Below are 21,484 nucleotides of genomic sequence, written 5' to 3' on the forward strand. Positions count from 1 at the left end.
TTTCCCGCTTTGGTTGTAGACCACCCGCGCCCCACAACGCGCAATTCATCGTAAACAGAAATTTCATCGTACCGCATGGTACGTTCAAGAAAGTTGAACAATGGCAATCGTCACGTTGGCCGACGCGAAGGCCCATCTCGGCATCACGGATACCACCGACGATGCCCTCATTACCGCGAAGATCGACGCCTCGCAGGCATGGCTGGAGCAGATGCTAGGCTACGTCATTGCAACAGAATTTCCCGACACAGTGCCGGCCGATCTTGTCGAGGCCGTCAAACAGGTAACGGCGCACTTCTACGAAAACCGCGAAAGCACCGTCGCCGGCCTGTCTATCCTATCGGTGCCCATGCAGGTGGAGGACACCATCCGCAATCGTCGCCACTATTCATGGGCCGACAATGCCTAGGGACGACATTTCAAGCCTGCTAGCGCGGCTAGACGCTATCCCGAAAACGGTGCGCTCACGTGTGCAGCCATCAATCGAGAAAGGCGCCGACGAATTGGTGACGCGCATGCGCGGCCTGGCGCCCGTCAAAACCGGCAAGCTGCGCTCGTCAATCCAATGGCACGATACCGGCGTTCCGCTTTCGGCTCGCATCACGGCGGGCGGCGAGAAGACCACCAAGGAAGTACGGGCCGGTTCGGGTGCTGATTACGACTACGCTTTGGGCGTGGAATACGGCACCGCCGACACCCAGCGGGAACCTTTCTTCTGGGTCACGGTGCGCACCGCGGGGCGCAAGGTCAAGCGCCGCATCGATCGCGCCATAGGAAAAGCTATTAAAGAGGAGTGGCGCAAATGAGCGAAGCCAGTTTGGCGGCGCAGAAGTTTCTCCGCACGCTGTTTATAAACCGCGCCGCGCTTACGGCGTTGGTTCCCGCGACGTCGATCTTCGACCGCAACGACCGGCCAGAGGTGTTCCCCTGCATCCTGATCGGCGAGGCCACCATCACGGCCGACGACGCCGCGTGCATCGTCGCCGACGAGATATTCGCGGACTGCCACGTATGGACCACGGAGAACGGCCTAGCGGCCTGCAAGAATATTGTCGGTGAAATCCGCCGCGGTGTGAAGGACGCCAGCGACGTCGTGGATGGCTTTGCGCTCGACGCCTATTTCGACAGCGCCGTTTACCTGCGCGACCCGGACGGCATCCATAGCCATGCCGTCGTGACGCTCAAAATCTTGAGCGAAGACACGCTCGCGGGAGTTGTTTAATGCGCGCCGGAAAGCTCGATAAAACCATCTCGATAGAGACGCTCACGCAGACTATCGATGACTATGGCAACCCGGTTGATGCATGGGCGCCGTTCGCCACGTTGCGCGCTCAGATCATCGAGGCGTCGACGGAAGAGTTTGCCCTGGTCGACGAGCTTCATGCGTGGCGAAAGCGCGACCTGTGGGATGCCATCCGCACCGGCCTGGTGAAGACGCCGGGCAGTTTGTTGGCGATCACCACGACGGCAGGCATCGGGCAAGAAAACCTCGCCTATAGCGAGTACAAATATGCCAAGCAGGTAGCGACCGGCCAGATCGTCGACGAAACCTTCTTGCCGATCCTATTCGAAACCGGGCCGGACGAGGATTATAAGGACGAGGCCATATGGCGCCGCGTCAATCCCGGCTTGTCGTGCAGCCCGCCTTATCCCGACATTGATGGCTTGCGCCAGCTTGTGCGGGAGGCGGAACACAAGCCAGCCGACCGGGAGATGTTCAAGCAGTTAAACTTGAATGTTTGGCTCGACGGCGCCGCGAATCCCGAATGGGATTTGTCGGTTTGGGATGAGAACGCGGGCGAACTCGACTTATCCAAGCTTGAGGGGAGACCGGCTTGGGTATCGGTAGACCTCGCCAAGCGTATTGATCTCGCTGCAGTCGGCCTCGCCATCCTGCTCGATGACGGCCGCATCGCGCTCCACGTCCAGTCTTTTTGCCCGGAAGGTGCGATCCGCAAACGCGCGGACGACGTTCCATATGCGCTGTGGCGAGAACAGGGCTACCTGACTGCGTGCCCCGGCGACACCATCGATCTTGGCATGATCGAGGTTTATATTCGCGGGTTGGCCGAAAGGTTTCGAGTAGAAGAAATCGCATTTGACCGCTGGCATGCGCAAGACGTGATGGCATCGCTCGAAACGGACGGTTACCCTGTCGCCGAATTTCCACAGAACATAGCGACGTTCGCTCGGCCCGTTATAGACTTCGAAGCGTCGATGTTTGAGCGGAAACTTGTCCATGGCGGCAACCCACTCCTGCGCTGGGCCATCGGTAACGTAGTACTATACACAGACGCTAGCGGAAACCGCAGACCGCTCAAGGAACGTTCAATCGACAAGATCGATCCGGCCGTCGCGGCCATCATCTGCGTCGGCCGTGCCGCCCAAGCGGCCACCGGGCTGTCCATGTACGAAACGGCATCGGAAGACGCCTTCGCGTTTTAGGTCGCCCGCCGTCGCGCTGCAGGCCTAAGCCGCGCACCCCCAACGTTCCGCGACGGCGGGCGTATTACTTTAAACATAAAGGAGGCCGCATGGCCAACAGTGAAAGCCGCGCGCTTGTCGTCGACGTAATCGCGCGCATCGACAAGCTCGAACGCGGCATGGCACGCGCCAAAAAGGCGGCCAACGACAATTTCCGCGGCATCGAAAAAGGCGCGGGCAGCATGGTTGCCAGCGTCAATTCCAAACTTGGCTCGATCGGCAAAGAGTTCGCGCTCGGCGTCGGTGGCGGCATCTTGGCTGCGATGGCGCCGCTCATGCTGTTCCGCAAGGCAATCAGCGACATCAGCGAAACCGCCAGCCTGCAACGCCTGGCCGACCGCATCGGGCTGTCCACTACTTCGCTGCAGGCCCTGCAATATGGCGCGACACAGGTTGGCGTGGCCGTCGATCAAATGGGCGATGGTTTGGGCGATTTCGCGGCCAAGGTGGCGGAAGCGGCATCTGGTGCCGGGCCGCTTGCGCAGATATTCAAGGCCAACGGCGTCGAGCTAAAGCAGCAAGACGGCACGCTGCGCAGTACGCGCGATATTCTCGGCGAGTTCGCCAACCTTATCCAGAACGCCGCCACGCCTGCCGAGCAGTTATATCTCGCGCAACAAGGCTTCGGCGACGAAGCCGCGAAGATGGTGCCGCTGTTCAAAGACGGCGCACGCGGTCTGGAGCAGCTTGAAGCCAACGCACAGGCGGCCGGCGCGGTGATCGACGCCGAGCTTGTGAGCCGGGCGGCCGAACTGGATTCGCGGTTTGCGTCTATGTGGCAAGTCTTCGCCGCGGAATCGAAGTCGGCGCTGCTGTCCGCTGTCCAGGGCATGGACGTGCTGCTCGGCAAACTGGCAGAGTACCAGCAACGCCGGGCCGCAGCCGATGCCGGCGCGATGGTCGGTGCCATGGTGCGGCCCAAGGGCGAGGCCATCGTAACGGGCCGCGGCGACAAGCCGACGTCGATGGATGCCAGGTTCGGCGGCTCGGCTGCCGTGATGGATCCGGCCACGCTGGCAAAATTCCAGGCGGCCTATGCGGCGCCCAAGACGGTTATCCCGACAAGCGGCGGCGCTGGTGCCAAGGCCGGTGGCGGCGGTGGGCTGAAGGAGTCCGTCGACCTTGCCGAGAAGCTGATCGAAAACCTGCAGCACGAGCGTGACCTGATCGGCCTTAGCGGCGTCGAGCTTGAGAAGGCGAACGCGCTATGGCGAGCCGGCAAGGATGCGACGGCCGAACAGAAAGCGGAAATCACGGCGCTGGTGACAGCGATCTACAGCGCCAAGGAAGCACACGAGGCCGAGCTTCACGCTGTCGAAGAACTGCGCGACATGGCGAAGGACTTCGCCTCAACGCTGGTTGACGGCCTGATCGACGGCAAGGACGCGACCGAAGTTCTGCAATCCGCCGTCAAGCAACTCGCCAAGCAGTTGGCGCAGTCCGGCATCAACATGCTGTTCGGCGGCGGTGCGGGCGGTGGGTTCGGCCTGTTTGGCAAGCTGCTGGGCTTTGCGGATGGCGGCTATACCGGGCCGGGCGGCCGCAATCAGCCGGCCGGCATCGTCCATGCCGGTGAATATGTCATGGATGCCAAGACCACCAGGCGCATTGGCGTGGCCAACCTCGACAAGCTGCGCGGCTACGCAAACGGCGGGTTTGTGACGCCTGCGCTTATGAGCGCCCCGGTGATGCCGCGAATGGCGGCTGGTGGTGGCGGGCAGAATGTACACGTCACCGTTGGCGTATCGGTCGACCAGAACGGCAACTTGATGCCATTCGTCGAGAGCGTCACGCAGGATGGAATCCGGCAGGCCGCGCCGCATATTGTCACGGCCAGCGTCCAGCAGTCCACCAAGTCCGTGAAAGGCCAACTCCCCGGCATGATTGCGGATGTTCAGGCGAGGAAGATGTGAGTGCGACTTTGAAAAACGCGGTGGCGGGGGATCTGGCTTATCGCCGCCTAGTGCTTTTGCGGATCGATTTTAGAATGCTGGCCTTGGCGTCTTTTGCTATCTCTCCTGCCTTCTTTTTAGCTGCGGCGAGTCTGCGTTTGTTTACTTCGGCAAGCGTTCCGAATTTGTGCCCGCAGGATTTGCAGGAGACGATTGCGGAATCACCCTCGCCCTCATTCTGGAAATCAGTTGAACCGCAGTCGGGACAGATTAGCCCTGCGGATACTTCACCAAAATTGATGACATCTTTCGCCATCATCCCCTCCCATTAACCCGCCGCCATCGTCGCGCCGGGCGGGCGGGGATGTCAATCAGGAATTGGCGCTATGCGGCCCAGTTCTAGGCTTGCCAAGTGCTTGCAGAAATTGATGGCCGAATGCATCGATTTTGGGGGTCCAAGGCTCCCAGACAGACATCGCGCGAACAATGCAATAGGCGGCTTCCGCTTCCTCTATTAATAGGCGACCTGGCTTGTCTTCAGCCCGATGTTTGAGCCAATCTCGCGTTAGGTTCACCTTGCTGCTTCGATTTTTTTCAGTCAGATCGCCCCACCTAGGGCTTTGCATCATAAGTTTGAATAGGCCCTTGGGGTTCGGTGGTGCCATTCCTTCAGCGGCGCACGCGAGTGTAACGGCCACATCAAAGCTCCCGATCTCGAAGGCGTCAATCGCGGCCTCAATCTGTCTAGAGGCGGCCTCGATCCTCGTGACGTATAGTGCTCGCGTGAACGGCTTGGTGTCGCCCACCTGTTGCTACTCCTGCCGATCCCTCAGCCTCACGCCCGGACCATTGCCATTGCTAGCAATGAAGATGACGCCAGCTTGTTCTAGGGCGGCGCGGATGGCGGCAAGGTTGGCCTCCGTTGTCTTCGGCACGCCGTCCACGGCTTCGGCTCGCCTGATAGTCGCCACGCCCAACTTTGACTGTGTAGCAAGATCGTCTGCGCTCCAGCGTATCAGTCCCCTTGCGGCTCTCATCTGCGCCCCAGTGATCAATTTCCGATCCTATGATTGACAGTATATCATTTCCAGCATATGATCGCTTTCGTATCACATAGATCGGTTTAGATCAACACAAGGAGCCAACTCAACATGAACGCCCACGCCAAAATCGAAGCCGCGCCCACCAATGCCGCCGTGCGTGCTTTTGAGCTTCAATCGAAGATGAGCAATCCCCTCGCGGAACTCCGCGACTTGAACCGCGTCATTATGCAGTTCGGCACGCAGGAAGACGCCGTGCCTGACGAACGTGATCGGCTTGCCTTCCTTACCTTGACGAGCTTTGTGGCCGGGCTGCTGCAAAACGTCGACGAGTTGCGCGAAGAAATTTGGCTGGCCTGCTACGAGGCGAAATTCGGCCATCGCCCGCCGCGCATCGAGGAGCCCGCATGAAGCTCATGCCGTGTTAGGACGCTCCGCGGCGCCAAACGCGTAGAGTGACCGGCCCCGTCTGCTAAAAGGCAGGCGGGGTTTTTGTTGGCCCGAAGCGTGGGATATTGTACAACATTCGTACAACAATTCTCTGGACACCTTATTTTCTGCGGCATCCTTCCCATCATACATCGGCAGCGCGGCGATGAAGGAACTCATCAAGGCAGGATATCAACGAAAAGGATAAAGTTTAGCCGCGCGCGGAATTCTTGACGCACGGCCGGACATGGCCCTCGGCTACGGCCTCGGGCATTCGACGCTCGAAAAGCCCATTCCGGGGGCTTTTCGCCGGCCTTCGGCCGGACATGGCCCTCGGCTACGGCCTCGGGCATTCGACGCTCGAAAAGCCCATTCCGGGGCTTTTCGCCGGCCTTCGGCCGGACGCGTCTCATTCCTTCGGCGGGTCGGCCGGCACAGGGGCCGTGCCAAGGCCGGAGACATTGCGTGCGCGCACGCGCGGCCTGAACGCCCTGCCGGGTTCCGGCGCACGCCGCAATACCGGATGCACCACCGGCTCCTTGGCCTTGAAGGCGTAGGCCCGGACAAGCGCCAGATAGTTCGGATAGACATAGCCGTTGTTGCCCTTCACCCATCCTTCGCGGTCCTGGCGGAACAGCTTCGGCAGCCGGTACCAGGCCACCGTAGGCTTGCTGTGATGGACGAAGTGCAGGTTGTTGTTGAGGAACAGGAGCGACAGCGGCGAGCGTTCCACGATGATGGTGCGTCCGCCCGGATGTTCCGACCATTGATGCTCGGCAAAGGTACGGACCGCGATCAGCGACTGGCCGAGCCATGCGGGCACCAGAATATAGAGCCAGAGCGGCATCCCGAAGCCAAAGGCCACGATCGGCAGCACGACGGCAAGCCCGGCGCCGTGCAGCAGCCATGCCTTGCGGATGGCCCGGTCGCCGGCCAGCATCTCGCGAACATCCCCGATCACGAAGCCGATGCTCGCCAGCCAGGGGCCGAGCACGAAGCGGCCGGCCATGGTATTGTTGATCCTGAGCAGGACCTTCATTGCGGCCGGCAGTTCCTCATGCCGCCAAAGCGCCCGATAGTAGCTTTCCGGGTCGTCCAGCGGATCGGTCAGGCGTTCGTCGGCGTGATGGCGCAGGTGCAGCGCCTTGAAGCGCCGGAACGGCCACACCAGCCCGAGCGGCAGGAAGACGAAGGCCTCGTTCGCCAACGCGTTACGGGTCGGGTGACCGTGCAGGACTTCGTGGACCAGCGACGAATGCAGCGCAACCGTCAGAGCAAGCAGGACAAGCGCCAACACGGGGTAGGCCGGCCAAACAAACAGGCCGACGGCGAGCCACGCGCCGTAACAAGACACGAGCAGCGCGACGGTCGGCCATTCGACCGCCGGCAACCGTTCCGTTCTCTTGTCCTTGCGTGCCATGTCCCGGTGCCTCACTGCCGCCGTGCGCAACTTACTGACAGCATAGTGTCAGGAAGCCCCATGTGAGCTCAACGCGACAATGCGCACAAAGTGTTGAGATTGGTCTTCTTTGACTGCATATGTTATGCTTAGTAAACAAACCAAGAGATTCATTTCCGGCGATGCGACCTTGCGCGCCGGAATGGGGCAAAATTCTTCCTGCAGGAACGAATCAGATGATGGACAAGCGCGACCTGTCGGCGGTGTTCCGGGAGAGGCTCAAGCTGCTCCTGACACGCTCGGACCTGAACCAGTCCGCCTTCGCCGCCGCCGTCGGCATCGACCGCTCGGCGCTGTCGCAACTGCTGTCTGGCGCCTCCACCCGCCTGCCGCGGGCCGAAACGCTGCTCAACATCGCTGCCGAGTTCAAGGTCTCACTCGACTGGCTGCTGGGCCTCAGCCAGGACGAGGGCGTGACCGGCGAGATCAGGGAGAGCCTCGAGATCGAGGAGGCGGCGGGCGGCTTCGACCGCACGCTTCTGGCCAAATGGCACGCCGAGGCGCTGGGCACGAAGATACGCTATGTGCCGGCGGGTATTCCCGATCTTCTGCGCACTGACGCGCTGTTGGACTACGAAGCCGACATCGCCAACAAGGACCGGCAGGCGCAGGCGGTCGAGACGCAATACCGTATCGACTACAACCGCCGGCCGGAAACCGACATGGAAATCTGCATGCCGCGCCATACGCTCGAGATCTTCGCGCGCGGCCTGGGCGTCTGGAGCGGCATTGCCGCCGACGAGCGCCGCGCGCAGCTTCTGCATATGGCCACCCTGCTGGACGACCTCTACCCCACCTTGCGGCTGTATTTTTATGACGGCCGCGTGCGCTATTCGATCCCCTACACCATATTCGGGCCCTATCGCGCCGCGATCTATGTCGGCGACATGTATCTGGTGCTGAACGCCACCGCTCCGATCCGTATGCTGACGGGACATTTCGACAATCTGGTGCGCGCGGCCGAGATCAATGCCCACGAAGCCGCGGGCTTTGCCCAGCGTCTTGCGGAAACCGAATTCTTCGACTGACGATCCGGAAAATATTGACCGGACATAAAGAGTTCTTTATATCCTTATTCCAGACATTTCCCAAAAAGGCGCCTCCAATGACCAATCCGATCGATGCCCTGATCGCCGAAAAGGGCGTGCTGCTCGCCGACGGCGCCACCGGCACGAACCTCTTCGCCATGGGGCTGCAGGCCGGCGAGGCGCCGGAACTTCTCAACGAGACCGCGCCGGAGACCATCGCCAGCCTGCACCAGAATTTCGTCGATGCCGGCGCCGACATCATCCTGACCAATTCCTTCGGCGGCACGCGTCACCGGCTGAAGCTTCATCACGCGCAGGATCGTGTCTTCGAACTGAACAAGCGCGCCGCCGAGATCGCGCGCTCGGTCGCCGAGAAGGCGGGCCGCAAGGTCATCGTGGCGGGCTCCGTCGGGCCCACCGGCGAGCTTCTGGTGCCGCTTGGCGCCATGACCTACGAGGAGGCGGTGGACGCCTTCGCCGAACAGATCGAGGGTCTCAAGGCCGGCGGTGCAGAGGTCGCCTGGATCGAAACCATGTCGGCGCCGGACGAGATCCGCGCGGCTGCCGAAGCGGCCATCCGCGTCGGCCTGCCCTACACCTATACCGGCTCCTTCGACACGGCCGGCCGCACCATGATGGGCCTGCTGCCGAAGGATATCCATGCCGTGGCGGACGGGCTGCCGGAGGCGCCGCTCGGCGTCGGCGCCAATTGCGGCGTGGGCGCGTCCGACATCCTCGCCTCGCTGCTCGACATGACCGCCGCGAAGCCGGAAGCCACCGTCATCGTGAAGGGAAATTGCGGCATTCCGGAATTCCGGGGTTCCGAGATTCATTATTCCGGCACCCCTGAACTCATGTCGGAATATGTGCGGCTGGCGGTCGATGCCGGCGCCAGGATCGTCGGCGGCTGCTGCGGCACCTCCTTCGCCCATCTGGCCGCCATGCGCAAAGCACTGGACGAGCACAAGCAGCCGGCCGAGCGCCCGACCATCGAAACCATCGTGGAACGCATCGGTCCGATGCGCAACAAGGCAGCGACGCCAAACGCTGCGGAAGCCGGCGAAGGCCGGCGCGAGCGCCGCCGCCGCGGCTGACTTCGGCTTAGGAGGGCGCGGCGGGCGCGCCGCTGCCCTATCCGTTGTTTTCGGCGTAGCGTGATTTCGCCGTGTCGTAATTCGTCTGTCCGCCTTCGTCGGGACGCATCAGCATCGCGGCCTCGGAGGCGCGCGGATCGCTCAGCCATTCCAGCACCTGCCGGAAACGGTCATTATGGAAGGCCGACATGGCCGCGTCGCGCGTCGTGCCGACCGTTTCCTTCAAACTCGCCGGCTCGGATGGATGTCCCGGCGCGCGGGCACCGGCCGCGTGCGGCGCCCCGCCCGCGATGCTGTCGATACGCAATGTCGAACTCCCTCAAACGTTCGCAAAAACGGCTTAGCGGGCAAAGATTGCCCGCCGGTTCAGTTGCTATACGGCAATTGCCTAAAATGCCGAGCACAGCCGACAGAGCGGCGGCATGTTACCCGGCTCGGTCCGCTTAGCGCCCAAGCGCCGAGGCAAGCCGCACCAGCGAGAGGAATTCCGCCCGGTAGCCGAAAGGATCGGTGCCGCGCGCGGCAGACGCGATCTCCATGATGCGGTCGTAGCCGAAATTCGCCATTGCGTCCTCGCCGCGCAATTTCTGGCCGAAAGCCGCGACGGCCACGGAAAAGCGCTGGTCCGGTCCGGCGGCGTCGAACGAGGGCACCTCGTCGGCTCCCGTCACTGGGGTTGAAATCAGCTTCGAGGCATCCTCGTCCGGCAGCTTGTAGCGGATTTTCACAAAGGCATATTCGTCGGCACCGGCCACGCCGCCGTTGTTCGTGGCTGCCTGGCCGTAGCGCAGCGGATCGATCTGCTGCGGCGCGCCCTTCGGCGTCATCTCGTAGACGGCCGTGACCGAATGGCCCGAGCCGATATCGCCGGCGTCGACCCGGTCGTTGTTGAAGTCCTCGCGTGCGAGCGCGCGGGTCTCGTATCCGATCAGCCGGTATTCCGCGACCTTGGCCGGATTGAACTCGACCTGGATCTTCACGTCCTTCGCGATCGGGAACAGGGTGGACGACGCTTCCTCGACGAGCACTTTCTCGGCCTCGGCCAGCGTATCGATATAGGCGGCCGTGCCGTTGCCGTTCTGGGCAATCGCCTGCATCATGCCGTCATTGAGGTTGCCGCGCCCGAAGCCGAGCACAGACAGGAACACGCCCGACCTGCGTTCCTGCTCCACCAGCCGCTTCAGATCGTCGTCGCTCGTCTGGCCGATGTTGAAATCGCCGTCAGTGGCCAGCATCACTCGGTTGATGCCGCCTTTGACGAAGGATTTTTCCGCCAGACGATAAGCTTCCCGAATCCCGGCCTCGCCGGCCGTCGAACCGCCCGGCGAGAGCTTGTCGATTGCATCGAGGATCTTGTCCTTGTCCGAAAGCCTGGTCGGCTCCAGCACAGTGCCGGCTTCGCCCGCATAGGTGACGATGGAAACGGTGTCTTTCGGGTTCAGCTTGGACACCAGCAGCCGGAAGGCCGATTGCAGCAATGGCAGCTTGTCCGGTTCGTCCATGGAGCCAGACACGTCGATCAGGAACACCAGATTGGCCTTCGGACGCGCGGCGGGCTGCACGTCGTAGCCCTTGATGGCGACATGCATCAGCTTGTGGCCGGCATTCCAGGGCGCCGGCATGACCGTGACCGTGGAATTGAACGGCACCGCCGCCGTGTCCGGCCCCTTCCAGTCATAGGGGAAGTAGTTGATCATCTCCTCGACGCGTACCGTGTCGGCCTGCGGCAGCACGCCTTCCTTGAGCGAACGGCGCACGAAGGAATAGGAGGCCGTGTCCACGTCGATGGAGAAGGTGGAAACCGGGTCTTCGGCCACGGAGCGCACGGGATTGGACTTGAAATCCGGCAGGCGGTCGCGGCTCTCGGGACGCGGCGCCGGAAAATCCGCCGGTATCTCGGCCGAAAGCGGCGCCGGGGCCGGCTGGGCCAGAAGCCGCTGCGTGAGCGGCCCCGACGCCCTTCCGCCAGCCAGGCTTTCCGCCATCGGTGCGGGCTCGGACGAGCGGGCCGGCGCGGCTTGCGGCGGCGCCGCAGGCGCGCTCTGCATCTTGGCGTCCGGTGCGGCCATGACTGTATCGGCCGGGCTAGTCTCCTTCTTGCCGGCAGCCGACGACTGGCTTGCGTTGCCTTCGCTTTCAGCAGGATAGCGGCGCAAAGCGGCATCCTGCATGAGGTAATAGGCCGTGAAGCCGGCAATCGGCAACGCGAGCAGGCCGGCAACGGCCGGCGCGGCGATGAGTTTCTTCTGCATGACCTCTCTCCAGAGCCTGATTGCTCGCTCCGTGAGACGTGGCCGGTGTGCCGAACCTTGGGGGGCTGCCGCGATTTCCTCCGCTTCGTCGTAAGCCGCCATCGCCGCCGCCAGCGCGTGCACCTTCGCGGCCGCATCCGGCACGGGTCCGGCAATGTCGCGCAGCCTTTTCAGATCGTCGTCATCGACCATGATCACACTTCCCCGGCCGGGCGCAGCAGCGCCTTCAGCCGCTTCTTGGCTTCGTGGATGTGCCAGGAAACCGTCGTCTCCGAGATCGCCATCGCTTGTGCGGCCGCCGCATGGCTGAGCCCTTCGCCATAGGCCAGGAGAACCGCGTCGCGCTGCTTGTCCGGCAGCAGCCGCACCGCGGCCCACAGCGCCTCCGGTCGTTCGTCCGGTTCTTCCGGCATGTCGGCCGCGATCAGCGCATGCGTCCCGAAGGCCTCGGTCCTCGCTGTGTCGCGCGTCGTCTTGCGCGCCAGGTCGCGCACGGCGTTCAGCGTCATCGCGTAGAGCCAGGTGGTGAAGGCTCCGCCGCCGCGATAGCCGCGGATCGCACGGCCGAGCCGCACGCAGACCTCCTGCGCGATGTCCTCGGCGTCCGCCTTGTTGCCGCACCAGCGCCAGGCGATGCGATGGACGAAACCGTAGTGCCTCTCGACCAACCGGCCGAAAGCATCGCGGTCCCCGCCTTTCGCCCGTCCGATCAGCTCGCTGTCGGGGGCTTCGTCTTCATCTGGCATCATCGCCATCATCCATTGTTGGACGAAGGCTTGCGGCGATTCCTTGGGAGACTGGAAGAAAAAAATCCGCCGCTACAGCCGCTCGAGCGTAGCGCGGTCGGGTTCACCGCCGAAATAGCGCTCCAGCGCCTGCCGGAAAAGCGGCTCATCAGGCGCTGCCTGCTGGAACAGGGTCAGCGAGGAATGCAGCTTGCGGTCGTCCGGGCTGCCGAAAATGTCATGCGCCGAACCACCCGTCACGCCGAGCAGGATGCCGACGCAATCCCGCAGCCGCGATCCCAGCACCGGATGGTCCAGATAGGCGCGGGCTTCGCCAAGCGAGGAAATCGCATAGCGCTGCGACATCGCGCTCATGCCCAGGCCGGCGATCTGCGGAAACACGAACCACATCCAGTGGCTGGTCTTGCGGCCCTGCCGCAGCTCGGCCAGCACTTTATCGACAACCGCGTCCTGTGCCTCTACGAAACGCTCGAGATCGAACGGATCGGCAGGCATGGTCACTCGCCTTTGACGGGCCGGAGCATCCGCGTCAGCACGTCCGTCTTGCCCACGAAATGCTGAAACAGCGCACCCGCAGCATGCAGGAAAACCACGACGATGATGACGGGCTTGGCGGTCTCATGCAGCTCTCCGGCCAAATGGATGCCGCCATACCAGGCCATCATGCCCGACACCGGCATCAGGAAGATGATCAGGTAAAGTATCAGGTGGGTGGCCATCGCGATTCGTTTCTGGACCGCGCTCTCGCCGGCCGGCGCCGCCGGTGCGCCGTGGACCAGGCGCAAGGCAAGCCGCGCAATGGCCAGCACCAGCACCAGGACGCCGACGTAAACGTGGACATCGGCCTGGAACAGCTCCCCGGCTCCGGCCTCCGTCCCGCGCCGGAACGCGCGATAGGCCGGCTTGATCCAATCCCCGAAGATAACCTGGAAGACGACCAGCGCCGCGATCACCCAGTGCAGGAAAATCTGCGTGGCCGTATAACCCCTCGGCGATGAAGTCACCATGTTGCACCTCTCGATCACGGTTGCTTGAACGAGAATATTTACAACCAGAGAATGCATCGCCTTGACTTGGAGCAAAGAAATCGCGGCCCGATCTCAGAGGACTACCCCAGCGTTTCGCCGAAAAACGCAGTGAGATGCTTCCAATGCCGCTCCGCCCCGGCCGCATCGTAAGCGCTATGGTCGGGCACGCACCAGCCGTGACTCATGCCGACATAGTTCTCGAGGACATAGTCGACCCCGGCCACGCGCAGGGCTTCAGCCAGCCGCGCGGACTGTTCCGGCGGGAAGCTGCTGTCTACCCCCGCCATGCCGACATAGACCCGCGCCTTGATTTCGGCGGCGCCGCGATAGGGGCTGTCGGGCGCTTCGCTTGCGAGATTTCCGCCATGGAAGGAGGCCGCGGCCACGATCCGGTCGGAATAGCTTGCTGCGGCATTGAGCGCCCGCGCCCCGCCCATGCAATAGCCGACCGTGCCGAAGGGACCGGTGACGCCCTCGCCCGAAAACGCTTCGAGGAAAGCTTGCGTATCGCGGATGGTCATTTCCTGCGTCGTGCCGCCAACCAGCGCCATCAGTTTCTGCTTGCTGTCTTCCTGCGTGAAGGCGGTCTTGGCGTCGAACGGCCCGTAGGGCGCGTTGCGGTAGAAAAGATCAGGCACCAGCACGGCATAGCCTTCCCCCGCCAGCCGCTCCGCCATCTCGTCCAGGGCGGGACGCGGGCCGAAAGCGTCCATATAGAGGACGACGCCGGCCTTCGCGGCGCCGGCCGGCCGGAACAGCCCTGCCCGCGCCGTGCCGTCGGTTGTCCTGATCTCGATGTCCTTCTTCGTCATGAGCCGCTCTCCTTTTCCTCGCGCAGTAGATAACCGCGCTTCCGGTCGGGACAAGGCTGTCGCGGCCCGAGCGTCAACATGCCAGGAATGTCGGGGGCTAGTTTTCGTCGGGCCGATCCGGCTCGAGCCGAACGGTTCGCGCGCCGACATGCAGCGCCCTGCCCGCGCCGATGCCCATCCACATCGCGAGAAGGCCGATCGCGACCATCAGCAACGCGGCCGCATCGAAACTGCCCGTCCAACTGCGGATAAGACCGACCAGCAACGGTCCGATGGCGGCGAGCACATAGCCGACGCCCTGCGCCATGCCCGACAGATGCGCCGCGACATGGGAATCCGGGGAGCGCAGCACGATCACGATCATGGCGGCCGCGATCAGCCCGCCCTGCCCGACGCCCTGCAGGACCGCCCAGAAGGGCACGGTCCATTTCGGTGCGAACATCAACCCGAGCAACGCCGCAGTGGCGATGGCGACCAGCGCGACGTTCGTGCCCCGCTGGTCCTTGCGGCGGATGGCGAAGGACGGCACGGCCAGGCATGTCACCACCTGCACCATCACCGACATCGAGACGATGCCGCCAGCTACCGCCGGTTCGAAGCCGCGTTCGCGCAGGATCGGCGCGAGCCAGCCGAAGACGCAATAGGCCAATGCCGATTGCAGCCCCATGAAAAGCGTGATCTGCCATGCCAGCCGGTCGCGCCAGAGGCCGACCACCCGGAAGCCGGAATGGGCCACCGGAGGCTTCGCCGCCAAAGCCTGAGGCGCGAAAACCAACAGCACGACGAACGCCGGCACCGCCCAGGCAGCGAGCGCGCCGGACCACGAGCCCACGACCCGCTCGACCGGCAAGGTCAGCCCCGCAGCCGATGCGGCACCGGCGCATAGCGCCATCGTGTAGAGCCCGGTCATGATGGCGGCACTTTCGGGAAAGTCGCGCTTCACCACGCCCGGCAGCAGCACATTCGAAACCGCGATGGCCGCACCGGCAGCCAGCGTGGCCGCGAACAGCAGCGGCACCGACTCGATGCCGCGCAGGCCCATGCCGATAGCCAGCAAGAGCAGCGCGCCGAGCAGGGTGCGCTCTGCGCCGAAGCGCTGTGCCAGCCGCGGCGCGAAAGGCGCAAACACGCCGAGGCATACCACCGGCAATGTCGTCAGCAGGCTGGCGCCCACGGTGGACAGGCCGGTTGCGCGGGTGACTTCCGGCAACAGGACCGAAAGCGAGGAGAACAGCGGCCTCAGGTTGAACGCGATCAGCACCAGGCTGGCGCCGAAAAGTAGCCGCGCCGCGCGGCTCCGGAATCGTGGCGGCTGCGGCTTGGGAAGGCTGTCTTCCTCGGCATCTATGAGCTGTTCGTCGAGCGCATCCATGACCGGATGGGCCCCGTCCGGACGGGTATGCGGGGACGTATGCTTCATTGTGAAATAAGCCGATCGAGTTCGAGAAGGGCGGGAGCCGCGAATGCGCGAACCGCCGCGACCGCCTTGTCGGGATCGCCGGCGGCGATGGCATCGACAATGGCGGCATGCGCTTCTGCGCCGGGTTCCGGCAGGTCGCCGCCCAGCGAGGACTGGATGACGTCCATGATCGCAGCCGTGAAGAAGTCGTAGATTTCCATCATCGCCCGGTTGCCGGATGCGGCCACGACCGCCTTGTGGAAGGCGATATCGCGCCTGACGAAGGCTTCGCGCCCGCCGTCGGCCGCCGTGCCGCGCTCGCCCAGCAGGCGACGCATCCGCTCGATGTCGGCAGGAGTGCGGCGAAGCGCGGCCAGCCGGGCGGCCTCCGCGTCCAGCGCCGCGCGGGCTTCCCACTGGTCGCGCAGGCAGGCGCGCCGAACCCGGTCGAGCGCCGCTGCCGGATCGGCCGTGGCACGGACATAGGTGCCGGAGCCCTGCCTGGTTTCCAGAAGGCCCTGCGCCACAAGAAACCTGACCGCCTCCCGCACCGTCCCCCGGCTGACCAGGAGCATTTCAGACAGCGTGGCTTCATTGGGAATACGCGTGCCGACAGGCCATCGGCCGGCGGAGATTTCGGCGCGCAACGCATCGGCGGCGCCGTCGGTGAGGTTGTTTCGAACAGGTGGTTGCATGGAAAAATCATCAAGTCATCTGATGACTTTGCTAGACGCGCGATGGCCCGAGGTCAAGGTCTCGAAGGCGCTACCGGCAAAGTCCGCGAAATGAACGGAAACTCGTAAAGCCGCTGTCCGCACGGCCCGCGATGGTCTTCACCCGGTCGGCGCCGTCATCCCATGAAGCTCGCCATGTGGAACGCCTGCACTTCGGCCGGATAATGATAGGCCACGCCGTAAGGGCAGGCGTTCCTGTCGAGACAGCCGAGCTTGCGGCAGGCCTCTCCCGACGGACCGCGCACATGCGCGAGGCAATCGTCATAGGCAAATCCGGCCCCGGAATAGGCGTCGACCGGGCACGCTTTCAGGCAAGGTTTTCCGACACATGCATCGCAAAGATGAATCGGTTTGTGAGCCGGCTGATCCTCGACCTCGACATCGAACAGCAGCGCGCCGCGATAGGCGTGCCACAGCCCGTACGCGGGATGCATGAGGATACCGAGCGGCGACGGTTTCAATCCCTCGGCCCGCATCGCCCAGCGCTGGAATGGCAGATAGGGCTTGTCCGAAGGATAGGCGGCGCGCGCCCCGCACGCGGCTGCGACGGCGTCGATCACCTCGCGCGACCAGGTGTCGAGCGGATTTTCCAGATCTTGCGGTCGCTGCGCACGCCACTTCCGGAAATGCGGCCAGGGCGCGGCACCCACCTGCCCCACCAGCATCACGGCCTTCGCCGGAGCCCCAGAAAGTCCGGGCGGCGCTTCGTCGCCCGCGTCGAAATTGAAGCTGCCGCGGACAAGCAGCCCGTGCGCGGCCAGAGCCTCGGCAATCACGACGTCAACGGCGTGCGGCTGTCCATCAGGATGCGGCCGCCGATCAGCACGAAACAGGCGCCCGCCGCACGCTCGATCCTGTGGCGCACATGCCCGAAGGAACGGATCACCGGCGCCGACGACATGAACAGGCTGACAATCGTGTACCAGACGACGCCGCTGGCCACGACCAGCGCGACCATCAGGCCCATCAGCCAGCCGGGCGTCGAAGCCGTGACGGAGGTGGCGAAGACGCTGGCGAACAGCACGATCGCCTTGGGGTTGGTCAGCGTCACCCCGAGCCCGAACAGGAAGGCGTTGCGCTGCCTGCCGCTTCCGCCGCCGGCGATCTCCATGCTTTCAGGTTTCGCCAACAGGAGACGGACGCCCAGATAGATCAGATAGGCGCCGCCGGCGACGCGGATCGACCAGGCCAGCCATTCGAACTTGATGAGCACGGTCGAGAGGCCGAGCAGGCCGAGCGTGGCATAGATGCCGAGCCCGGTCGAAACGCCGAGCGTCGTGAGCAGGCCCGCCGTGGTGCCGCGCGTCATCGATGAGCGCACCACGGCGATGAAATCCGGCCCCGGCAGGATCAGCGCCGGAATGAAGATGGCGAAAACGCTGGCGAGGACCACGGCCGGCGGCATGCGAACTCTCCCGATGGAAGCGGATCGGCAAGCAGACCACGCCCTCCGCTCGGCTGCAAGCATCGCCTTTTGGGCCAGCCCGCATGTGCCGCGGGCCGGCCGACGTCACTTCCGGTCCGGGTCGGAGAAGGCGCTCCGCCAGACTTCCTTGTGGATGATGTTGGCCACTTTAGCCCGGCCTGAATCGGGCTCTTTTCAAGTGAAGGCGTCGGGCATCGACTCCTTCTTCTTCGCGATGAAGTCCTTCAGCGCCTCGTCGATGGCGGGATCGAGGTAAGGCGCCTCGTAGCTTTCCAGCCATTGCCGGGCAAGCTGGTTGGCCCGTTGCGGCGCGGTCTTCTCGCCTTCGGCCAGCCACTGCTCGTAGGAATTGTTGTCGGCGATCGAGGAACGATAGAAGGCGGTCTGGAAATTCGCCTGGGTGTGGTCGCAGCCGAGGAAGTGGCTGCCCGGCCCGACCTGGCGGATGGCATCCATGGCCTGCCCGTTCTCGGACAGGTCCACGCCCTCGCAGAACTTCTGCTGCATGCCGAGCTGGTCGATGTCCATCATGAACTTGTCGTAGCTCGACGCCAGGCCGCCCTCCAGCCAGCCGGCCGCGTGCAGCACGAAATTGGTGCCGGCAAGAATGGTCGAGTTCAGCGTGTTGGCGCTTTCATAGGCCGCCTGCGCATCCTCCACCTTGGAGGCGCACAGCGAGCCGCCGGTACGGAACGGCAGGCCGAGACGGCGCGCCAGCTGCGCCGCGCCGTAGGACACCAGCGACGGCTCGGGCGTGCCGAAGGTCGGCGCGCCCGACTGCATCGATATGGACGAGGCGAAGGTGCCGAAGATCACCGGCGCGCCGGGACGGATGAGCTGGGTGAAGGAAGCGCCCGCCAGCACCTCGGCCAGAACCTGCGTCAGCGTGCCGGCCACCGTCACCGGGCTCATGGCGCCTGCCAGGATGAACGGCGTTACGATGCAGGCCTGGTTGTTGCGCGAATAGACCTTCAGCGCGCCCAGCATGGTCTCGTCGAACACCATCGGCGAATTGGCGTTGATGAGGCTGGTGAGCACCGTGTTCTCTTCGACGAACTTCTCGCCGAACAGGATCTTGCACATCTCGACCGTGTCTTCCGCGCGCTCGGGCGCGGTCACCGAGCCCATGAACGGCTTGTCGGAATAGCGCATATGCGCATAGATCATGTCGAGATGGCGCTTGTTGACCGGCACGTCGACCGGCTCGCACACCGTGCCGCCCGAATGGTGGATCGACGGCGCCATATAGGCGAGCTTCACGAAACTGCGGAAATCCTCGATCGTCGCATAGCGGCGGTTGCCGTCGAGGTCGCGCACGAAGGGCGGCCCGTAGACAGGCGCGAACACCGTGGCGTTGCCGCCGATCTGCACCGAACGGGCGGCGTTGCGCGCATGCTGGGTATAGATCGGCGGCGCGCTCTTCAGCAGCGAACGGCAAAGCCCCTTGGGAAAATGCACGCGCTGGCCCTTCACGTCGGCGCCGGCCTGTTTCCACAGTTCCAGCGCTTCCGCGTCGTCGCGGAACTCGATGCCGGTTTCCTCCAGCACGATGTCGGCGTTCTTCTCGATCAGCGCCAGGCCTTCCTCGTCCAGCACCTCGTAGACCTTCACCTTGCGCTGGATATAGGTGAGCTGTGTGCCGGGCCCGCCGCCGGCACGCGCTGCCCGGCGCGCAGCGGCCCCGCCGCTGGCTCCGCGGCCGCGCCGCCCGCCCGATGTCTCGTGATCGTCCGTGTGCCGATCGACTGCCGCGTTTTCGCTCATGGCCGTTCTTTCCTGAAACTCGCGCTCGCCGCCCTTGCGACGGCTTCTTGCCGGATCGTAGCCAAGCACCCTGTCCGAAACGGCCAGCCAGCGCCAAGACCTGTCGCAAAATCGACAAGCAACCCCTTTGATTTGCAGTCGCTTTCCTTTTGCAGAAAGTCGCAAATCAGCTATGGGCAAATGCCCTCGGCAAGATAGGTATTGCAAGACGTTCCGCGCCGTTGATATTGCCCGCGCGGACACCAAGGAGCTGGATACAATGGCCGACGATGAAATCATCCTGTCCGAGCTTGCCGACGACGAACTCGTGCAGCAGATGCACGACGACCTTTATGACGGACTGAAGGAAGAAATCGAGGAAGGCACGAACATCCTGCTCGAGCGCGGATGGGCGCCCTACAAGGTGCTGACCGAAGCGCTGGTCGAAGGCATGCGCATCGTCGGGGAGGACTTCCGCGACGGCATCCTGTTCGTCCCGGAGGTGCTGCTCTCGGCCAACGCCATGAAGGCCGGCATGGCCATCCTGCGCCCGCTGCTGGCCGCCACCGGCGCGCCCAAGCAGGGCAAGCTGGTCATCGGCACGGTCAAGGGCGACATCCACGACATCGGCAAGAACCTCGTCGGCATGATGATGGAAGGCGCCGGCTTCGACGTCATCGACCTCGGCATCAACAACCCGGTCGAGAAATATCTGGCGGCGATCGAGGAACATCAGCCCGACATCCTCGGCATGTCGGCGCTTCTGACCACGACCATGCCCTACATGAAGGTCGTGATCGACACGATGAAGGAAAAGGGCATCCGCGACGACTATGTCGTGCTCGTCGGCGGCGCGCCGCTCAACGAGGAATTCGGCAAGGCCGTCGGTGCCGACGCCTATTGCCGGGATGCCGCCGTGGCTGTCGAGACCGCCAAGGACTTCATGAAGCGCAAGCACAACGTGCGCGCTTCGGCCTGACGAGAGAAGGGCCGCGCGGGCGGCCCTTTCGCGGGAACACGGTCGGTGCGCGTGGCGTTATTTCGCCGCGTGGGCAACCCTCTTGCCGGCATGCTCCGTGGCGTTCACGGTGTTGGCAACGTCCTTTCCGGCGCCGCGGATCGTGTTCGCGCAAGCCGAAAGCAGCAAAGTGCTGGCGAGAAGCGCCATGCATGCATATGTCAATGATTTCATGAGCGGACTCTCCCTCTCTCGATAACAACGCCTGATAGCAACGAAGGCCGGGTCAACTGGTTCCATGGCCGCCAAACGAAAAGATCTGGAAAAGCGCGACAGGCTGCTGGTCATCGCCTGCGGCATGATCGCGCGCGAGATTCTTGCCGTGAAGGAGCAGCTTGGGCTCGACCATCTGGACCTGACCTGCCTGCCTGCGGAATATCATTTCTACCCGGACCGCATAGCGCCCGCGATGGACAAGGCCATCGAGGAGGCGAAGGCTGACGGCTATGCCCACATCTTCGTCGGCTATGGCGATTGCGGCACCGGCGGAATGCTCGACCGCATATGCGAGAAGCACGACGTCGAGCGCATGGAAGGCCCCCATTGCTTCGCCTTCTACCAGGGGCTGGACGCCTACAGGAAAGTCGAGGACGACGACATGATGTCGTTCTACATGACCGATTTCCTGTGCCGGCAGTTCGATGCCTTCTTCATCCGGCCGCTGGGGCTCGACAAGCACCCGGAACTGGTCACCGACTATTTCGGCAACTACGAGAAGCTGATCTACCTGGCCCAGACCGACGATCCCGAACTCGACAAGGTCGCGGAAAACGCCGCCAGGATGCTCGGTCTCGTCTATGAGCGCCGCTCCACGGGCTATGGCGACCTCGTCGCCGGCCTCGCACATGCCGCCAAGGCGAAAGCCTGACAGCCAGGCGTTGCGCCCTCCCCCTCGGTCGC

General features: G+C 63.6%; 26 protein-coding genes. 10 read left to right on the plus strand and 16 right to left on the minus strand.

Annotation, left to right across the window (positions count from 1 at the left end; genetic code table 11):
* Positions 1-100: 100 nt before the first annotated feature.
* The 4 genes from QU595_RS15605 to QU595_RS15620 are packed head-to-tail and all read left to right on the plus strand — an operon-like array spanning position 101 to position 2,445.
* On the plus strand, positions 101-409 hold the full coding sequence (locus tag QU595_RS15605; protein WP_315923506.1) for a head-tail connector protein: 309 nt from the start codon (positions 101-103) through the stop codon (positions 407-409).
* On the plus strand, positions 402-806 hold the full coding sequence (locus QU595_RS15610) for an HK97-gp10 family putative phage morphogenesis protein (protein ID WP_315923508.1): 405 nt from the start codon (positions 402-404) through the stop codon (positions 804-806). Before QU595_RS15605 ends, QU595_RS15610 begins: the two co-directional genes overlap by 8 nt.
* A complete protein-coding gene (locus QU595_RS15615; RefSeq protein WP_315923510.1) occupies positions 803-1,222 on the plus strand; it encodes a DUF3168 domain-containing protein in 420 nt (139 codons plus the stop codon). The genes QU595_RS15610 and QU595_RS15615 overlap by 4 nt, the downstream gene beginning before the upstream one ends.
* Positions 1,222-2,445 (plus strand): terminase large subunit, encoded by a 1,224-nt coding sequence (locus QU595_RS15620; protein WP_315923512.1) that lies wholly within the window; start codon positions 1,222-1,224, stop codon positions 2,443-2,445. The genes QU595_RS15615 and QU595_RS15620 overlap by 1 nt, the downstream gene beginning before the upstream one ends.
* A 64-nt stretch (positions 2,446-2,509) precedes the next feature.
* Here QU595_RS15620 and QU595_RS15625 read toward each other — a convergent pair whose 3' ends face one another.
* The gene (locus QU595_RS15625; RefSeq protein ID WP_315923514.1) at positions 2,510-2,761 is read right to left on the minus strand and encodes a hypothetical protein; all 252 of its coding nucleotides are present in this window, start codon (positions 2,759-2,761) and stop codon (positions 2,510-2,512) included.
* Between QU595_RS15625 and QU595_RS30225 the strand changes: the two genes are divergently transcribed.
* A complete protein-coding gene (locus QU595_RS30225; protein ID WP_410000509.1) occupies positions 2,760-4,397 on the plus strand; it encodes a hypothetical protein in 1,638 nt (545 codons plus the stop codon). The genes QU595_RS15625 and QU595_RS30225 overlap by 2 nt on opposite strands.
* A 37-nt stretch (positions 4,398-4,434) precedes the next feature.
* Here QU595_RS30225 and QU595_RS15635 read toward each other — a convergent pair whose 3' ends face one another.
* On the minus strand, positions 4,435-4,692 hold the full coding sequence (locus QU595_RS15635) for a hypothetical protein (protein WP_315923516.1): 258 nt from the start codon (positions 4,690-4,692) through the stop codon (positions 4,435-4,437).
* A 55-nt stretch (positions 4,693-4,747) separates the two neighbouring features.
* Positions 4,748-5,182 (minus strand): hypothetical protein, encoded by a 435-nt coding sequence (locus QU595_RS15640; protein ID WP_315923518.1) that lies wholly within the window; start codon positions 5,180-5,182, stop codon positions 4,748-4,750.
* Between the two features lie 345 nt (positions 5,183-5,527).
* On the opposite strand from QU595_RS15640, the gene QU595_RS15645 reads away from it, so the two are divergent.
* Positions 5,528-5,827 carry a hypothetical protein gene (locus QU595_RS15645; RefSeq protein ID WP_315923520.1) on the plus strand — a complete coding sequence of 100 codons (300 nt, stop codon included), beginning with the start codon at positions 5,528-5,530 and terminating at the stop codon, positions 5,825-5,827.
* A gap of 427 nt (positions 5,828-6,254) precedes the next feature.
* Here QU595_RS15645 and QU595_RS15650 read toward each other — a convergent pair whose 3' ends face one another.
* Positions 6,255-7,265, minus strand: coding sequence for a fatty acid desaturase (locus QU595_RS15650; protein WP_315923522.1), 1,011 nt, complete (start codon positions 7,263-7,265; stop codon positions 6,255-6,257).
* 218 nt (positions 7,266-7,483) lie between these two features.
* Here QU595_RS15650 and QU595_RS15655 point away from each other — a divergent pair, with 218 nt between their 5' ends.
* Together QU595_RS15655 and bmt are read left to right on the plus strand one after the other, a co-directional pair.
* Positions 7,484-8,332 carry a helix-turn-helix transcriptional regulator gene (locus QU595_RS15655; protein WP_315924494.1) on the plus strand — a complete coding sequence of 283 codons (849 nt, stop codon included), beginning with the start codon at positions 7,484-7,486 and terminating at the stop codon, positions 8,330-8,332.
* A gap of 77 nt (positions 8,333-8,409) precedes the next feature.
* Positions 8,410-9,426, plus strand: coding sequence for a betaine--homocysteine S-methyltransferase (gene bmt, locus QU595_RS15660; RefSeq protein ID WP_315923524.1), 1,017 nt, complete (start codon positions 8,410-8,412; stop codon positions 9,424-9,426).
* Between the two features lie 37 nt (positions 9,427-9,463).
* On the opposite strand, the gene QU595_RS15665 is transcribed toward bmt, so the two are convergent.
* The 11 genes from QU595_RS15665 to QU595_RS15715 all read right to left on the minus strand — a co-directional run bounded on the left by QU595_RS15665 (position 9,464) and on the right by QU595_RS15715 (position 19,587).
* Positions 9,464-9,733, minus strand: a complete 270-nt coding sequence (locus QU595_RS15665; protein WP_315923526.1) for a hypothetical protein — start codon at positions 9,731-9,733, stop codon at positions 9,464-9,466.
* A gap of 136 nt (positions 9,734-9,869) precedes the next feature.
* Positions 9,870-11,870, minus strand: a complete 2,001-nt coding sequence (locus QU595_RS15670; protein ID WP_315923528.1) for a VWA domain-containing protein — start codon at positions 11,868-11,870, stop codon at positions 9,870-9,872.
* 2 nt (positions 11,871-11,872) lie between these two features.
* The gene (locus QU595_RS15675; protein ID WP_315923530.1) at positions 11,873-12,433 is read right to left on the minus strand and encodes an RNA polymerase sigma factor; all 561 of its coding nucleotides are present in this window, start codon (positions 12,431-12,433) and stop codon (positions 11,873-11,875) included.
* 63 nt (positions 12,434-12,496) lie between these two features.
* On the minus strand, positions 12,497-12,919 hold the full coding sequence (locus QU595_RS15680) for a DUF1810 domain-containing protein (RefSeq protein ID WP_315923532.1): 423 nt from the start codon (positions 12,917-12,919) through the stop codon (positions 12,497-12,499).
* Positions 12,920-12,921: 2 nt separating this feature from the next.
* Positions 12,922-13,431, minus strand: a complete 510-nt coding sequence (locus QU595_RS15685) for a cytochrome b (protein ID WP_315923533.1) — start codon at positions 13,429-13,431, stop codon at positions 12,922-12,924.
* A 101-nt stretch (positions 13,432-13,532) separates the two neighbouring features.
* Positions 13,533-14,264, minus strand: coding sequence for a dienelactone hydrolase family protein (locus QU595_RS15690; protein ID WP_315923535.1), 732 nt, complete (start codon positions 14,262-14,264; stop codon positions 13,533-13,535).
* Positions 14,265-14,361: 97 nt separating this feature from the next.
* Positions 14,362-15,684, minus strand: coding sequence for a CynX/NimT family MFS transporter (locus tag QU595_RS15695; RefSeq protein ID WP_315923537.1), 1,323 nt, complete (start codon positions 15,682-15,684; stop codon positions 14,362-14,364).
* The gene (locus tag QU595_RS15700; protein ID WP_315923539.1) at positions 15,681-16,358 is read right to left on the minus strand and encodes a FadR/GntR family transcriptional regulator; all 678 of its coding nucleotides are present in this window, start codon (positions 16,356-16,358) and stop codon (positions 15,681-15,683) included. Before QU595_RS15700 ends, QU595_RS15695 begins: the two co-directional genes overlap by 4 nt.
* A 155-nt stretch (positions 16,359-16,513) precedes the next feature.
* On the minus strand, positions 16,514-17,173 hold the full coding sequence (locus tag QU595_RS15705; protein WP_315923541.1) for a hypothetical protein: 660 nt from the start codon (positions 17,171-17,173) through the stop codon (positions 16,514-16,516).
* Positions 17,170-17,802 (minus strand): LysE family translocator, encoded by a 633-nt coding sequence (locus tag QU595_RS15710; protein WP_315923542.1) that lies wholly within the window; start codon positions 17,800-17,802, stop codon positions 17,170-17,172. The genes QU595_RS15705 and QU595_RS15710 overlap by 4 nt, the downstream gene beginning before the upstream one ends.
* Before the next feature lie 195 nt (positions 17,803-17,997).
* Positions 17,998-19,587 (minus strand): trimethylamine methyltransferase family protein, encoded by a 1,590-nt coding sequence (locus QU595_RS15715; protein WP_315923544.1) that lies wholly within the window; start codon positions 19,585-19,587, stop codon positions 17,998-18,000.
* Positions 19,588-19,846: 259 nt separating this feature from the next.
* On the opposite strand from QU595_RS15715, the gene QU595_RS15720 reads away from it, so the two are divergent.
* On the plus strand, positions 19,847-20,545 hold the full coding sequence (locus tag QU595_RS15720; RefSeq protein WP_315923546.1) for a B12-binding domain-containing protein: 699 nt from the start codon (positions 19,847-19,849) through the stop codon (positions 20,543-20,545).
* A gap of 57 nt (positions 20,546-20,602) precedes the next feature.
* Here the strand turns inward: QU595_RS15720 and QU595_RS15725 are convergent, their stop codons facing one another.
* On the minus strand, positions 20,603-20,734 hold the full coding sequence (locus QU595_RS15725; RefSeq protein ID WP_410000519.1) for an entericidin: 132 nt from the start codon (positions 20,732-20,734) through the stop codon (positions 20,603-20,605).
* A gap of 88 nt (positions 20,735-20,822) precedes the next feature.
* Here QU595_RS15725 and QU595_RS15730 point away from each other — a divergent pair, with 88 nt between their 5' ends.
* On the plus strand, positions 20,823-21,452 hold the full coding sequence (locus tag QU595_RS15730; protein WP_315923550.1) for a DUF1638 domain-containing protein: 630 nt from the start codon (positions 20,823-20,825) through the stop codon (positions 21,450-21,452).
* Positions 21,453-21,484: the final 32 nt, after the last annotated feature.

Source organism: Mesorhizobium sp. SP-1A (genome assembly GCF_032460275.1).
Taxonomy (GTDB): Bacteria; Pseudomonadota; Alphaproteobacteria; order Rhizobiales; family Rhizobiaceae; genus Mesorhizobium.